The sequence below is a fragment of the Bartonella sp. SL320 genome (assembly GCF_059687635.1).
The window spans coordinates 349,184-365,159 of record NZ_CM185143.1; the positions used below are offsets into that span (position 1 = coordinate 349,184).

Genomic DNA, 15,976 nt, shown 5'->3' on the forward strand with positions numbered 1-15,976 from the left:
TCTTGGCTTTGAGGGCGGTTCATGAAATGGCATTTTTAGTCTTTTCTTTAAACAGTTTTTATCCACATGGTTCTCTTTAGCTTTTTATGTGTAAGCTAAGTCGTTTTGATTGATTCAACATCAGAGAGATTTGAAATGAGAGAATTTGACACTCTTTAAAGGCTCTCATTCAACATATAAAACAGTAATTTATCATTATAAATCAATTTATTGTCAATGATAAACCCCGCTGTTGACGCGGGGTTTTTGTATATACATGATATGTATGTCTAAAGAGGAAAGAGATGTTTTTTCAGTCCCTCATGGGTAAAGCGAGGGGGTAAAGCGAAAGCCCAATGATGAGAATTATACGGACAGTTTTGCCAAAATCTCATCGCTGACATCAAAATTCGCATAAACATTTTGCACATCATCATCTTCTTCTAATGTTGAAATCAGCCGTAAAACGGATAAAGCTTTTTCTTCATCTATGGGAGCAAGGGTGGTGGCTTTCCAAATTGTTTTAATTGATTCTGCTTCACCCAGTTTTGCTTCAAGTGTTTTTGAAACTTCACCAATATCTTCAAATGCGCAGGTAATATGATGTCCGGTTTCTTCTGATTGTACATCTTCAGCACCGGCTTCAATGGCTGCCTCCATGATGTTGTCTGCTGTTCCTGCTTCTGGCTTATAAATTATTTCCCCAATCCGATTAAACATAAAGCTTACAGACCCTGTTTCTCCTAGGGCTCCTCCGGATTTGGTGAAGGCGGCGCGTACGTTTGAAGCGGTGCGGTTACGGTTGTCTGTTAATGCTTCAACAATGACGGCAACACCGCCTGGTCCATAACCCTCATAGCGGACTTCATCATAATTTTCGACATCGGTGCCGGAAGCTTTTTTAATCGCGCGTTCGATATTATCTTTCGGCATCGACTGTGCTTTGGCATTTTGGACAGCCAGCCTTAAACGTGGATTCATGGCTGGATCAGGTGCACCTTGTTTTGCTGCTACGGTAATTTCGCGTGCAAGCTTAGAAAATATTTTTGAGCGCATTGCATCTTGACGCCCTTTACGGTGCATAATATTTTTAAATTGTGAATGACCGGCCATAGTTTTCCTTCCTGTTTCAAGGGCTGTCTTTCCAGTTGGATATTCTTTAGAATTTCAAGGCGATAAAACCACGCATCCCACCAGAATAAATGTGCCACAGCATGCGGTGAAATAATCGAATAAACCCTTTATAAGAAAATTCATCTTAAAGGTAAAGATCCCCTTACTTAAGGATCATGATAAGAGAGGTCTCTTGTCGTTGAGCAAAAATCACGCTATAACAAAATATAATCTCATGGCAAAATGGTTTATTCCATGCCTCGCTTTGTTTTTAAGAGTGGGTGGGAAAAACTGACATATAACAAAGATTTCAGTGCTCTTGAGTGGGCGGTAACCTGCCTCATAGAATAGAAGAGGCGCAGAAGAGGATTTATAAAAATGGCAACGCAACTTTTGATGCCCAAAGCGACAGCTGTTTGGTTGGTTGATAATACAGCTCTTTCTTTTGAGCAGATTGCAGAATTTTGTAAATTGCATGTTTTGGAAGTAAAAGCTATTGCCGATGGGGAGGCAGCTTATGGTATTAAAGGTCTCGATCCAATTAGTTCTGGACAGTTGACACGCAGTGAAATTGCACGGGTGGAGGCCGATCAAAATGCACGCTTGAAAATTTCTCAATCGAGAGTGCACATTCCTGAAAAAAAACGGAAAGGGGCGCGTTATATCCCTCTTTCTCGTCGTCAAGATCGTCCCAATGGTATTTTATGGTTGGTTACAAATCATCCTGAGTTGAAAGATGCACAAATTGCACGGTTGATTGGAACAACAAAAGCAACGATTGAACAAATCCGCCTTCGAACCCATTGGAATAGTGCAAATTTGTCTCCTCTTGATCCTGTAGGACTTGGCTTGTGTTCACAAATCGATTTAGATTTTGAACTCCAGCGTGCGGCAAAAAATCGCCCTGTTGCTGCAGAAGAAGATAGGTCGTTGCTTCCTGCTTCTGTGACAGAAAACGCTGCTCTAGAGGAAAATGAGAGTGAAGAAAATCAAAGCAAGACTTTTGATGCTGATAAAGTATTTGCAAAGTTGAATGCGCTGCAAAAAAATCATCAAGATCAAGAGGATGCGTAAACAGCATGACGTGGGTAACATTTCTCATAAAAATGCAAGAGGAATGGCTGGAGAGAAGAAAAATTGGTAGAGACTAAAAAATGATGACAAAAGTAAAAAAATTTCGTCTTCATTAGGAATTAACAGTTATTCTTAAGAAATATTTTTAAGAATTTACCCTTCTTTACGAAATTCAAGGAGAAACGGACTATGCGCTTTACCCAAAATACCCTTTTTCATTCTTTTGCTCTTCTCTTTTTTGTCTCTCTATGTTTGAGTGGGTGTGGTAAAAAAAATATCGGGGCATTGAACGGTATGAATGGCGCCTATATGAATGATGCTGGTTTCAATCAAGTGTCACCAGGTTCAGGGCAAGAATTTACCGTTAATGTGGGAGATCGCGTGTTTTTTAGTCTCGATTCTTCTTCACTTGATGCAGATGCTGAACGTATTTTAACACGCCAAGCAGAATGGTTGCTTCATTATCCTTATTATTCTATTATGATCGAAGGTCATGCCGATGAGAGGGGAACACGTGAATATAACTTGGCACTTGGACAGCGCCGTGCTGTTGCTGTGCGAAACTATTTGGTATCTCTTGGTGTGTCTGCACAACGGATTCAAACAATTTCTTATGGAAAAGAAAGGCCTGTGGCGGTGTGTGATGATATTTCCTGTTGGAATCAAAATCGACGTGCTGTGACAACGCTGAATGACATGAATAGTCGTTAAAGAAAGAAAATTGTTTATTTCAACCATTCAATAAGCTCTTAAGGGGAGAAAAGAATGTATCGTAAAATAAATTGGAAAACGATTTTTTATATGGCGGTTTTCGTAGCTTGTTCACTTTCATTTGCTGAAAGTGCGGCGCGAAAGACTTCGGAATATCCTGCACATGAGACGGATAAAGCTGGCACCGCTGATAAAGCCGCTTCCGATACAGAGAAAAACGCACCTGATGCCGCTGATAAAGCTTCCGATACGGTGGAAAAAGCCACTGATGCCGCTGATAAGGCTGCTTCTGATGCAGCGAAAAAAGCCACTGATGCCGCTGATAAGGCTTCCGATGCAGTGAAAAAAGCCACGGATGCTGCTGATAAGGCTGCTTCCGATGCAGCGAAAAAAGCTTCTGATGCCGCTGATAAGGCTTCCGATGCGGTGAAGAAAGCCACGGATGCCGCTGATAAGGCTGCTTCCGATGCGGTGGAGAAAGCCACGGATGCCGCTGATAAGGCTTCCGATGCGGTGAAGAAAGCTTCTGATGCCGCTGATAAGGCTGCTTCCGATGCGGTGGAAAAAGCCACTGATGCCGCTGATAAGGCTGCTTCCGATGCGGTGAAAAAAGCCACTGATGCCGCTGATAAAGCTTCCGATGCAGCGAAAAAAGCCACTGACGCTGCTGATAAGGCTGCTTCCGATGCAGTGGAAAAAGCCACTGATGCTGCTGATAAGGCTGCTTCCGATGCAGTGGAAAAAGCCACTGATGCTGCTGATAAAGCTTCCGATGCAGCGAAAAAAGCCACTGATGCCGCTGATAAGGCTGCTTCCGATGCAGCGAAAAAAGCTTCTGACGCTGCTGATAAGGCTTCCGATGCGGTGGAAAAAGCCACTGACGCTGCTGATAAGGCTGCTTCCGATGCAGCGAAAAAAGCCACTGATGCCGCTGATAAGGCTGCTTCTGATGCGGTGAAAAAAGCCACTGATGCCGCTGATAAGGCTGCCTCCGATGCGGTGAAAAAAGCCACTGATGCCGCTAATAAAGCTGCTTCTGAGGGGATAGAAAAAGCTTCTGGTATTTCGGAACATCAAGGAATTATTTTAGAGAATCAGCAGGCTTTATTTAAAGATTATGACTTAGATAAGCTTTTACATAAGATACGAACGGTACTTGAGCATAATAATCTAAAAGATGTTAGCAAGCAGTTTCATGAGCTTTTTGATAAAAAAGACACTTCTGTTTATTCTTGTTCCTCTGAAAATGCCGCTTTGGATGAAAAATCCCAAACTGTAGAAGAAAAGATGGAGCAGGAACATAGTGCTGATGATCAGACAAAGGTTGCTGATGTGAAGGATCATGATGTAAGTGCTCATGTCGAATCACATCAGAGTGACGCTCTTTCTTCTTCCAAAGCTTTGTATAAGGAAGGGTATGATTTTATTCGTTCTGCCAATTATGTTGATGCTGAAAAAAGCTTTTGTGCTTTTCAAAATCGCTACAAAAAAGATCCTTTGAGTGATGATGCTTTATTTTGGTTGGCTGAATCTTTGTTGGGACAAAAACGTTATCATGAAGCAGCACAAGTTTATCTAAGCGCATGGTATGCCGATAAAAAGAAACTCTATACTTCCGAGATTTTGTTGAAATTAGCAAGAAGTATGATCGCTCTTGAACCCAATAAGGGGGATTGTGCGCATTTTATGAAAAAATCAAAACATCATCAAATGTTAGAGTCAGTGTTTTGTAAATCTGCAAAATAAGCAGCGAGGTCATGTTCGGTGTGTGTTAGATTGGCAAGAAACCTCTTTAAAACATCGGATTTTATTCAGTGTCGACGCGTGATTCTTGCCGTCTCAGGGGGAAGTGATTCTTTGGCTTTGATGTTTTTAGTCAAGGAACATTTGGAAACCCTCGCTGTTTCCCCAGAAATAATTGCTGTCACGGTTGATCATCAATTGCGTAAAGAATCAGCACGTGAAGCGGAAATTGTTGCGGAAATTTGTCGAACCCATCGCATTAAACATATCACTGTGCGGTGGGAGGGCGAAAAACCAAAGACGCATATTGCTTCCAGCGCCCGTGTTGCACGCTATGATCTTTTGGTTCTGGAGGCACAAAAACAAGGTGCCTCCCTTATTATGACGGGTCATACACTCAATGATCAGGTTGAAACCTATCAAATGCGGTATCAACGTCTCCAAAAGAGTAGGGCTGCTTTGCACGGTGAAACTGGTGCCGTGCATGATAGTGTTCCTGCGGGTGGTTTTACCAGTGCGTTAGGTGATGAAGCGGGTGCTCTGCGTGAGGGTATTTCTGCAGACGGTTTTGCTGGTGCGTTGGGTGATAAAGCGGGTGCTCTGCGTGAGGGTATTCCTGCGGACGGTTTTGCTGGTGCGTTGGGTGATAAAGCGGGTGCTCTGCGTGAGGATGTTCCTGCGGACGGTTTTGCTGGTGTGTTGCATGATGAAGGTCATGCCAGAAAAACGAGAAACGATATTGCCGAAAAAAGTTATGGAGCCCTCTATGCACGTGGTTTATCTTGTATTCCACGTGAGGCATTGTTGCATAGAAAAGTGCGTTTGATTCGGCCGCTTCTTGGTGTCAAACGTCAAACATTGCGGCATTATTTACGCTCACAAGGAAAAACATGGATTGAGGATCCCACAAACGAAGATCGCAATTTTGAACGTGTGCGTGTGCGTCAATCTCTTTCTTCGCAAAAGCTTGCTGATATTGCTCAAAAAATAAATGAAGCCGCATTACAACGTCGTCAACAAGCGCAAAATATGGCCGATTTGATCTCAGCGCTGGATATTACGGTGCAACATGGGCGTTGTTTCATCGTAAAGCCTGCACCATTTTTACAGAAACATTCCTGTTTTCCTTTCGTTATCGGGCTTTTTGCGGTGCTTATGGGTGGGGGATTCTATTTGCTCCCTAAGCAAAAATTGAGCAGGCTTGTTCAAAAAATCTGTCTTCATTCTTCAGAAAAAAAGCGTTTTACTTATGCTGGCTGTGTGATTGAATATAATAAAAGGGGAATCGCTTTTTGGCGTGAAGGACGAAATATGAAAGAGGCTCTTGTTGAGCCTAATAAAACGCTCATATGGGATGGACGCTATCAGGTTATCAATCATGGATCTGAAGCAATAAAGGTTGGAGCGGCTCATTTAGAACAGCTGAAATCTTTATTGAAAAACAGCGACTTTTATCTTAAAAAACCTCATTTCCCCTCTTTACAATCGCTGCTGATGATTTCACATGACAAAGGATATGATATTCCAGAGTTGATTTCTCAAGCAGTTGTTTATAAAAATGTTATCATCAAGCGAATTATGGCGCCTTTCAATTGGCTTTCCTCACGGGAAGATGCTGCGTTGGTGAATGTTATGGAACCTTTTTTTAATCTTGAGGTGAAAAGATAAAGAAAAATAACGCTAAAAGAGAATAAACAGCTTCTCATCTCTTGGCAAGGGGCTGACAAGGTTATATGTTAAGGGGAACTGTTTGAAATCTATATTTGATTAAGTGGGCTGAATATGAATTCCAATTACCGCTCTCTCCTCATTTGGGGAGTTATTGCCTTGATTTTGATTGTGTCGTTTTCTCTCTTTAATGGAGATAGTCAACGTTCTGGTGGTGGAGAAGTCTCCTATTCTGAGTTTTTGCAAAAAGTTGAGAATAACGAGCTAAAATCGGTGACCATTCAAGGTCAAAAATTAACAGGACAAACTGTCGAACGTAGAACTGTTTCAACTTTTGCACCCCGTGATCCTGGTTTGATACAAAAATTGGAAAGCAAAAACGTCAATGTTAAAGCTATTCCTGAAAGCTCTGGAAATAGTATATTCCTTAATCTTCTTTTTTCCTTACTGCCTGTTTTTATTATCGTTGGGGCGTGGGTCTTTTTTATGCGACAAATGCAAAATGGATCTCGCGGCGCAATGGGATTTGGCAAATCGAAAGCAAGATTGCTTAATGAAGCACAAGGACGTGTTACCTTTAAGGATGTTGCTGGTGTTGAAGAAGCAAAACAAGATCTGCAAGAAATTGTTGAATTTTTACGTGAACCACAAAAATTTCAACGCTTAGGAGGGCGTATTCCACGTGGTGTTTTGCTTGTTGGTCCTCCAGGAACCGGTAAAACGCTGTTAGCACGCTCGGTGGCGGGTGAAGCCAATGTGCCTTTCTTTACCATTTCAGGATCTGATTTTGTTGAAATGTTTGTCGGTGTTGGGGCAAGCCGTGTGCGGGATATGTTTGAACAGGCTAAAAAAAATGCGCCTTGTATTATTTTTATCGATGAAATCGATGCTGTTGGACGCCATCGGGGGGCTGGACTGGGGGGTGGAAACGATGAACGCGAGCAAACTTTAAATCAGTTGCTGGTCGAAATGGATGGGTTTGAGCCCAATGAAAGTATTATTCTGATTGCCGCAACAAACCGTCCTGATGTGCTTGATCCTGCTTTATTGAGACCAGGGCGCTTTGATCGACAAGTTGTTGTGCCAAATCCAGATGTTTCTGGACGTGAGCAAATTTTGAAAGTGCATGTGCGCAATGTTCCTTTAGCGCCTAATGTTGATCTGAAAGTTTTAGCAAGAGGAACTCCAGGATTTTCCGGTGCAGATTTGATGAATCTTGTCAATGAAGCTGCTCTTATGGCTGCAAGCCGTAATAAAAGAGTGGTGACAATGCAAGAATTCGAAGATGCAAAAGATAAGGTGATGATGGGGGCTGAACGCCGTTCAACTGCCATGACACAAGAGGAAAAAGAGCTCACGGCTTATCATGAAGCCGGACATGCTATCGTGGCTCTCAATGTGCCGGTTGCTGATCCTGTCCACAAAGCAACAATCGTTCCAAGGGGAAGAGCATTGGGAATGGTGATGCAATTGCCAGAAGGTGATCGCTATTCCATGAGTTATCGCTGGATGATTTCTCGTTTGGCCATTATGATGGGGGGACGTGTGGCTGAAGAATTGAAATTTGGAAAGGAAAATATCACATCGGGGGCTTCTTCTGATATTGAGCAAGCAACCAAATTAGCGCGTGCCATGATCACACGGTGGGGATTTTCTGATCTGCTTGGGAATGTCGCTTATGGCGATAACCAAGATGAAGTCTTTTTAGGTCATTCTGTTGCGCGAACACAAAACATCTCTGAAGAAACAGCCCGTATGATTGATATGGAAGTGCGTAAGCTTATTGATGATGCCTATAAAAGTGCTACGGAAATTTTGAAAACAAAAAGAAAAGAATGGTTTGCTTTGGCTCAAGGCTTGTTGGAATATGAAACTTTAACAGGCGCTGAAATTAACGAAGTCATTGCAGGAAAGCCCCCTTCACGCACACAAAAAGATGAAAATGCTGCACCGCGAACTTCCTCTGTTCCAAAAACTGGAACAGTGAAGGCAGAGGACTCTGTAGTTGATGAAAAAGACGCTAAAACAGCAGCCCATAAAGCAGAGAGCGTTCAAGGTGAGGACAGCAAAACAGAAGGCGCTGGTGGAAAGAAAACAGCAAAATCCAGTGATCCTAAATCCAAGGAGACTGAGTCTAAAAAGGCGCAACCGGATGAAGCTCAGAAAAAATCACAAAGCGCAAAAAGTTCTACAAAGTCAGTTAATCGTTCTCAAAGTAAAAGCAGCGCTGGAAAAAAGCCAAAACCTGCAGAATCTGATAAAGAAAAATAAAAGCTTTTTAAGAACGCTTGAGTGGCTATGTTTTGAAAAAAATTTCTAAATTTTTTGAGAAAGGCGCAGGCAATGCTTGCGCCTTTGATGTAATATTTGTCAAAATATGGAAGCAAAAAATTAAGCAAAGCTGTTGTATAAAACCGTTGTATTATGATGGCTTTAGCAAAGGATAAGGTGGTCTGTTCCCTTGCGGATTTGGCAAAAAGTGTTCGAGGGGAAGCGATAGATTGCTTTGTGGCCTTGGAAAAAGGGTTGTGAGACTTGGCGATAGAGCACTCTTTTCGTATTTAGCAGGGTTTGAAGTGAGCTGATGGATTGCTGGTTGTCTATTTGGCAAAGGTGAGAGGTTTGATGGTGGGGAGCCGTGCGAATTTGGGGTCAAGGGTGGGAGGTTTAACACTGGAGTGCTCTTTTCGTATTTAGCAGGGTTTGAGGTGAGATGATGGAGTGCTGGTTGTCTATTTGGTAAAGATGAGAGGTTTGATGGTGGGGAGCCGTGCAGATTTGGGGTCAGGTGAGAGGCTTAACAATGGATTGCTATACAAATTTGCTTCAAGCCATGAAATATTCTTTGGTTGCTGTTTAAGGGATATGTAAAGCTTTTTTAGGAGATAATATTGTTTTATATGTGCGGTGTAGAAACATTATTGGTTGAGAGTGGTTTAGGTTATGTAGATGATAAAGAGGTTTTTGATGATCTAAAAAGATGAGGGGCGCGTTCAATGGTCTTACTTATAGGGGGAAGGGAATATGGTGAGGGGATCTATTGTACCAAGGGGGATTGTTTGAGTTTTTAAAAAAGCCAAGGGAAGAAAGATAAAGGAAAGAGGCATGGTACAAAAATATTTTGGTACAGATGGAATTCGGGGAAAAGCCAATTCATTTCCTATGACACCCGATTTTGCCATGAAGGTAGGGATGGCTGTGGGGATTTTATTCCGTTCACAACATCAATCGCGTCGTGTGGTGATTGGCAAGGATACCCGATTATCTGGCTATATGTTGGAAAATGCTTTGGTTTCAGGGTTGACGGCTGCGGGGATGGAAGCTTTTTTATTGGGCCCTGTGCCGACCCCTGCTGTTGCCATGCTTTGTCGCTCACTGCGCGCGGATCTTGGGGTGATGATTTCTGCTTCTCATAATCCTTTTTATGATAATGGAATTAAGCTTTTTGGTCCGGATGGTTTTAAACTTTCAGATGATATGGAAGCGAAAATTGAACAATTAATCGATACCGATCTTTCGAAATCTTTAGCAAGTTCTGCTGAAATTGGTTATGCAAAACGGGTTGAGGGGGATATTTATCGTTATATTGAATATGCCAAACGCACGTTGCCGCGTGATGTTCGCTTAGATGCTGTGCGTATTGTTGTGGATTGTGCCAATGGGGCTGCTTATAAAGCAGCACCCCGTGCTTTATGGGAGTTGGGGGCTGAGGTTTTTGCTATTCACGATGAACCTAATGGGACCAACATTAATCAAAAATGTGGCTCAACGGATTTAAGCTCTTTAAAACGTAAAGTACATGAAGTGCGTGCTGATGTAGGGATTGCTCTTGATGGAGATGGTGATCGTGTTCTCATTGTTGATGAAAAAGCACAAACGGTTGATGGGGATCAGTTGATTGCTGTAATTGCTGAAAATTGGCATCAAATGGGACGATTACGGTGCAATGGCGTTGTTACAACGATTATGTCTAATTTAGGGTTGGAGCGGTTTTTGAACGGCAAAGGGTTGGATCTTATCAGGACAAAAGTCGGAGATCGTTATGTTGTCGATGCTATGCGTCAAAAGGGATATAATGTTGGCGGTGAGGCTTCTGGGCATATTGTGCTTAGTGATTTTGGAACAACGGGTGATGGGTTGGTGGCGGCTTTGCAGATTTTAGCTTGTATGAAGGAAAGTCAAAGTCCTATGAGCCAATTGTGTAAACGGTTTGAACCTGTCCCGCAAATTCTAAAAAATGTAACGATTAAAAATAAAAATGTTTTGAAAAAAAATCCCGTCAAAACAGCCATTGAACAAGCAGAAAAGCGGCTGGGAAAAGAGGCACGGTTGGTGATCCGTGCTTCTGGAACTGAGCCGGTGATCCGCCTTATGGCTGAAGGGGATGCACGAGACATATTGGACACAGTCGTGAGAGAGTTGATGGATGTGATCACCTATCATGATGCAAGTGTGGGGGCAGCACTTGAGGAAACTTGAATTTTTTAAAGATATAAGCGATTAGGTCATTTTAAAAAAAACAGAAGGGGGCTTTTGGAATGAGCTGTTGGAGGAAAGTTCATTGAGTAGAAGCGATTGACCTTTGATGATGTTTTGATGCTTGGGGAGGAAAATAAGAGGATTTTGGTGTGTGTGCTAGAACAAGCCTCTTGAGAAGGGGAAAAATTCTTGAAGTGTATATAAGGAAAATATGCGTGTTCAGAATAATCAGACCACATTCAAATTAGTGAGATGATCTTCGGTTGTGGTAAAAGGGCTGATGAAAATATAAAGACAAGCAAAACAGCTTTTTTCTAAAAAAAACAATCAATCACTTCAAATTAAAACTTTTAGATGAAGTATTGTTTCATGTTTACATGGGTTGCTGTGTGAAAAGTATTGAAGCGGTTTTATGGAATTTTTAGCTCAAATGAAAAGGGATTTTTTTCTCAAGCGTTTGAAGAAGCTAAAAAAACGAAAGAAGTGCTTTCTTTATTATAAAAGAAAGCACTTCAGGGGAATTAGACGAGTGACATTACAAATTTTACTCTGAAAAGCGGTCTTTTTTATCTTTTTTCCATAAAAAATAAGTCGCAAGTCCGAGAATGGGAACACTCAATTTGGCAAAAGGGAGATGTTGACTGAGAACAGCAAGGCTGGAAACAGTCGCATCTGTCATGAGTTTATGGCGTTGTTCTTCGGTCTTTTTTTGTTGATCATAGCGTTGATAAGCCTTGAGAACACGGTTGATGATAAGCGCTAATCCTGCAAGAAAAAGCCAAATTAAAAACATGATACTAGCGGCGGCAAGAGGCGTCATCATAGAACATAAGGCAATAAAACCGATGATGCATAAAAAAAGCAAAGCCATGAAAAATGAAATGCCAATGATCCCACAGCAAATGGCTTGAAGGCGCACTTGTTTGACTGTGCTTTTAAGCCCTCCACCGACAAGATGATTTAAAAGAGGAGCGATAAACTTATGCATTGCTTAACGACGCAGTAATTGAGAAAGAATAAAACCAACGCCTGCGGCAAACAAAACACTTTTGCCAGGATTTTTGCGAACGCATTCATTCATCGTTTGTTCAAGATCACTGATTTTGTCTTTTGCTTGAGACATGATGTCTTCACTGCTTTCTTTGGCTGAGTGATACAGTTTTTCCGCTTTGTCTTTTGCTACATTGAGTTTTTTTGCACCAAGATCCGTCAGTGTTGAAGCCATCCCTGAAACTTCATGGCGTAACGTTTCTAATTGTCCCTGGAGATCTTTTTGTAGGTCTTTTTCTGCCGCTGTTTTATTGTTTTGTGTTGTTTTATTATTGGCCATGATATTCTTTCCCTCTCTGGATATATTTTAATATATTTGTGTTGGTGTGTTCAGCGTAATTATTTGCATTGGAGTGAAAATTTTTACTGCTGGGGTAACGCTAAAAGTTTTTTTTGGTTCCCTTCGTTTTGTACAATTTAAAACTGTTTTTGATAAAATAAATCTCATCTGTAACTCAGCCTATAAGAGGGGCCTTGTTCGTAAGACATCCCAGCTGTTGAAATTTAGGACTTTCAAGGTATTCAGCGTCTTTTTTCAGCTTCTCATGGTGTATGTTTTTTTAATAAAAGGTTTTTTTTAAATATCTTAAGGCTTGAACCATGAGAAGCAAAGTCTATCAAGATAGAGAGATGCTTATAGCTTTTTATGATGAAATAAAAAATTAAGAATTTAAAAAATCCATATTCAAAATTTAAGGCTCTCTAAAAAGGGGATGAAAAGGCCAACGAGGAGAATTCATAAGGTTATAAACCGTCTTTATAAGGCATTGCTGCGCAAGGTAAATATTGTGATGAGGGGTGATTATTATGATGGGGTTGGATGATGGTTGAAGGCTGAAAAGATGATATATGCGTGTTTTTTCTGTTATCACATTCCTGATTGATGCTGTAAAATGGGGCATGATTTTAATTGATGAAACAGCAAGAGATTTGAAATGAGAGAATTTTACGGTACTTAAAAATTCTCATTCACGTTGAATAACGCTATATAGTATCATTATTAAATCAATCTATTCCTTGTTCTTGTTGAAAATACGGATAGCATATTTTTAATGGTGAGAGGAAAGCTTCAGAACCCTGATTTTTAAAGGAGTAAATATTCTTAAGAGTGCCATCTTTGATCTTGGTTGCGGATCGCGTACAAATTATCCCATGTTAGCCAATGTTGTGTTGGGTTTATAAAGAGAAGTGGAAATGAGAAAAGCTTGCGACATGAAGAATTTTCTTCAACAGGAAGGAAGATAAATTATTCTTATAAGTCAATGGCTTGTAAGTAGAAAGATGAGGCGTTATTCTTGCTTATTAAAATATTATATGAAATATTTCTTATAAGTCTATCATTTTGCCAAATTTACGCAGTAAATTGACTAAAGTAAGATAAACTTGTTGAAGGCGTATAAAAAAATCTTGAGGGATCTCTTTGAAGAATAGAGAGAATTTGGAAAATAAAACTATACTTGATTTATCAAATTTTCTTTCTTAAGAGGAATGCGGAAGTAACGTTACAAGGGAAGTAGCATTGTGGAAGAGTGATGCTCTGCGGGATGACGGTTGAATGCATAAAATATAAAAAAGATAAGACCACGAAAGTGTAAGACAAAAATGGAATCTGAAACAGTCCCTTTAGAGAATAGTTCTGCTGTATTGGCCGTGCATGATTTCTCTCCTTTTTCGATGTTTATGGCTGCTGATTTTGTGGTGAAGGCTGTTATCATTATTTTGCTGCTTGCTTCTTTGATGTCTTGGACCATTGCTTTTGTAAAAATTATTGAGATCACTGTGGCAAAACGACGCGTGCGTCAAGAACTACGATTGGTTTTGAATGCTCAGACTCTTACGCGTTTGGCTGCTAGTTTGAAAGAAAGCAAAGGGGCTGGGGTGTTTTTTCTCAAAGAAGTTCTAAAAGAGGTCTATCTTTCGACACAACAGGTTCATTTTATTGTTCCTGAAGGGACAAGTGAAAGCGCTGGTGAGAGAAGCAATCCAAGGAAAAGTGCACAAACGCTTGAAGATATTCTCTTTTATGAGGAAAATGATCAATATGGAGATGTTTCTCGCGATGTTTATGTTCGCGATGTGCATGAGGGTTTAAAAGAAAGGGTTCATTCGCTTTTGTCGCGCTGCTTGCTTTCTGCAACACGTCGTATTGCATGTGGAAGCGCTGTTCTGGCAACCATTGGTGCTATTGCACCCTTTGTGGGTCTTTTTGCAACGGTTTGGGGAATTATGAATTCTTTTATTGGGATTGCGCAATCGCAAACAACGCGCCTTGATGTGGTGGCTCCTGGAATTGCTGAAGCCTTATTTGCAACCGCGATTGGGCTTTTTGTAGCGATTCCTGCCGTTGTTATGTATAATAGCCTTATGCGTGCTTTGAATGGGTATCGCAGTGATTTGGGGGATATCGCTGCGGCTCTTGAAAGGCTTTTGAGCCGTGAACTTGATCGACAAAGACAACAGAAAAGTCATAAAAAATGAAAGCAAGCTTTAATGATGATTTGGAGACAGATGAGAGTGGGTTACACAGTGAAATCAATGTAACGCCCTTTATTGATGTTGTGTTGGTGTTGCTGATTGTTTTTATGGTTGCTGCGCCCTTGGCAACATCTGTTATTCCTGTTCAGCTTCCTTCGATAACGCAAGCGCCTTCAGTGGTTCAGCCGGAGGAGCCTTTGTATGTGACTTTGCAAAAAGACCGTTCTCTTTACATTGGTGATCGTCTGATAGAACAAGCCGCTTTAAGAGAAAATTTGTTGAGGGAGACCAAGCAAAATTTAGAGACAAAAATTTTAATTAAAGCCGATAGTGAAATTGATTATGGCATTGTCATCGATTTATTAAACCAAATCCGCATGGCGGGATATGGTAAAATCGGTCTTGTTGGATTACAAAATTCTCCTAATCTTGCTGCAAGGGGTGGGGGTAATCATAAAACAGTTGATGAAACAGGGACAGGGGGGACTGTTGTGACAAACGGTGCTGTTGAAGGCGTGGGGGCTAATGTGGTGGGGCAGGCGATGACGGTAAATGAGCCAAGAAACGCTCATATTTCTGGAACGGCTTCTGCCCCGTGAGAAAAAAATAGCCTTTTTTGAAGGAAATAAAGCACTTTCATCAAAATCATAGAGTGAAATTGATGATGAGATTATCATCGATTGATTAAGCCAAATATGCCTGTCGGGATATGGTAAATAGGTCTTATCGGATTTGTAAAATTTTTTCATAATTGCTGTAAGAGGTGAGATCAATCATAAAAACAATTACTGTTATTGTTCTTATGTGTTTTCATGACTTTAAAGCTGTTGCAACGGTGCTCATGAAGGGTGTAATGTTCTTATAAAATAAGAATAAATCTATTGAGCGCTACAATCTTGATGCTTTATCATCTTTTTGTCTCATAAAAGAGTAAGGGAGACGTCACTATACGCTTTGCTGTTTTTCTCAATGCGCTCATTCTTGGCATATGTGTAGAAGCATTTTTCGTTTTTTCTTTCGTTTTTATCTATTTGGCTAGCTCCACTTGTAATATCCAGGTGGTTTTGATTGATGAAAAAACAGATCGGCAGTGAGAAAATCTTATGACCTTTGGATTGCTTATTTTAATTAAGACCATGAATGCTTCCTAATCCAATTAAGATGATGTGTCTTCCGGATCATTACACTCAATCGTGCCTCGCGTGTTGAGGCATGTGATGCCCATGTTTTAAAGTTTTGTGAGACACGTGGACGTATTTATGCTTCACACCTCCCAAGGGAACCCCAAAAAATCAAGTGATTAAGGAAAGATCTGTTGGAATGAGGGTATGGTTTTCAAGGGTAAAGATTTTTTTGAGAGTGTTTTAAGTATGTCCTGTTGAACCAAAACCTCCTGTTCCACGGCTTTGGGTATGGCTTTGGTTGTCTTTTTTCTCTGGTTCAATGGCGCAAACATTAACTTTTGTGACGGGGGCAATGACTGTTTGAGCAATGCGCATATCGTGTTCAATTAAAAAGTCTTCCTGACCACAATTGATGAGAAGGATTTTTACTTCGCTTCTGGATCATCACACTCAATCGTGTCTGGTATGTTGAGGCATGTGATGCCCGTGTTTTAAAGTTTTGTGAGACACGTGGACGTATTTATGCTTCACACCTCCCAAGGGAACTCCAAAAAATCAAG

Annotated in this window: 11 protein-coding genes and 1 pseudogene; 8 read left to right on the top strand and 4 right to left on the bottom strand. The window is 41.0% G+C overall.

The annotated features are described in order from the left end of the window. Window positions 1-345 precede the first annotated feature (345 nt). Window positions 346-1,092, bottom strand: a complete 747-nt coding sequence (locus AC6ER8_RS01400; RefSeq protein WP_497078726.1) for a YebC/PmpR family DNA-binding transcriptional regulator — start codon at window positions 1,090-1,092, stop codon at window positions 346-348. 378 nt (window positions 1,093-1,470) lie between these two features. Here AC6ER8_RS01400 and AC6ER8_RS01405 point away from each other — a divergent pair, with 378 nt between their 5' ends. From AC6ER8_RS01405 to glmM, 6 genes are all read left to right on the top strand, one after another. Next, window positions 1,471-2,166: a DUF1013 domain-containing protein gene (locus AC6ER8_RS01405; protein WP_497078728.1), complete on the top strand. Its 696-nt coding sequence runs from the start codon at window positions 1,471-1,473 to the stop codon at window positions 2,164-2,166. Between the two features lie 189 nt (window positions 2,167-2,355). Beyond that, complete coding sequence (gene pal / locus AC6ER8_RS01410; protein ID WP_497078729.1) at window positions 2,356-2,877, top strand: peptidoglycan-associated lipoprotein Pal; 522 nt, start codon at window positions 2,356-2,358, stop codon at window positions 2,875-2,877. 54 nt (window positions 2,878-2,931) lie between these two features. Next, the gene (locus tag AC6ER8_RS01415) at window positions 2,932-4,623 is read left to right on the top strand and encodes a tol-pal system YbgF family protein (protein ID WP_497078731.1); all 1,692 of its coding nucleotides are present in this window, start codon (window positions 2,932-2,934) and stop codon (window positions 4,621-4,623) included. An 18-nt stretch (window positions 4,624-4,641) separates the two neighbouring features. Further along, window positions 4,642-6,288, top strand: a complete 1,647-nt coding sequence (tilS, locus tag AC6ER8_RS01420) for a tRNA lysidine(34) synthetase TilS (RefSeq protein WP_497078733.1) — start codon at window positions 4,642-4,644, stop codon at window positions 6,286-6,288. Between the two features lie 114 nt (window positions 6,289-6,402). Further along, window positions 6,403-8,559 carry an ATP-dependent zinc metalloprotease FtsH gene (ftsH, locus tag AC6ER8_RS01425; protein ID WP_497078735.1) on the top strand — a complete coding sequence of 719 codons (2,157 nt, stop codon included), beginning with the start codon at window positions 6,403-6,405 and terminating at the stop codon, window positions 8,557-8,559. Window positions 8,560-9,393: 834 nt separating this feature from the next. Continuing rightward, the gene (gene glmM / locus AC6ER8_RS01430) at window positions 9,394-10,767 is read left to right on the top strand and encodes a phosphoglucosamine mutase (protein WP_497078737.1); all 1,374 of its coding nucleotides are present in this window, start codon (window positions 9,394-9,396) and stop codon (window positions 10,765-10,767) included. A gap of 544 nt (window positions 10,768-11,311) precedes the next feature. Here glmM and AC6ER8_RS01435 read toward each other — a convergent pair. Both AC6ER8_RS01435 and AC6ER8_RS01440 read right to left on the bottom strand, forming a co-directional pair. Further along, complete coding sequence (locus AC6ER8_RS01435; protein WP_497078739.1) at window positions 11,312-11,755, bottom strand: hypothetical protein; 444 nt, start codon at window positions 11,753-11,755, stop codon at window positions 11,312-11,314. 3 nt (window positions 11,756-11,758) lie between these two features. Beyond that, on the bottom strand, window positions 11,759-12,097 hold the full coding sequence (locus AC6ER8_RS01440) for an ElaB/YgaM/YqjD family protein (protein WP_497078741.1): 339 nt from the start codon (window positions 12,095-12,097) through the stop codon (window positions 11,759-11,761). Between the two features lie 1,322 nt (window positions 12,098-13,419). Between AC6ER8_RS01440 and AC6ER8_RS01445 the strand changes: the two genes are divergently transcribed. Then, window positions 13,420-14,295 carry a MotA/TolQ/ExbB proton channel family protein gene (locus AC6ER8_RS01445; protein WP_497078742.1) on the top strand — a complete coding sequence of 292 codons (876 nt, stop codon included), beginning with the start codon at window positions 13,420-13,422 and terminating at the stop codon, window positions 14,293-14,295. Beyond that, the gene (locus AC6ER8_RS01450; RefSeq protein WP_497078743.1) at window positions 14,292-14,891 is read left to right on the top strand and encodes a biopolymer transporter ExbD; all 600 of its coding nucleotides are present in this window, start codon (window positions 14,292-14,294) and stop codon (window positions 14,889-14,891) included. Before AC6ER8_RS01445 ends, AC6ER8_RS01450 begins: the two co-directional genes overlap by 4 nt. Before the next feature lie 765 nt (window positions 14,892-15,656). Here the strand turns inward: AC6ER8_RS01450 and AC6ER8_RS01455 are convergent. Then, window positions 15,657-15,901, bottom strand: a pseudogene (locus tag AC6ER8_RS01455) (dCTP deaminase/dUTPase family protein); the annotation flags it as partial. Between the last annotated feature and the right edge of the window lie 75 nt (window positions 15,902-15,976).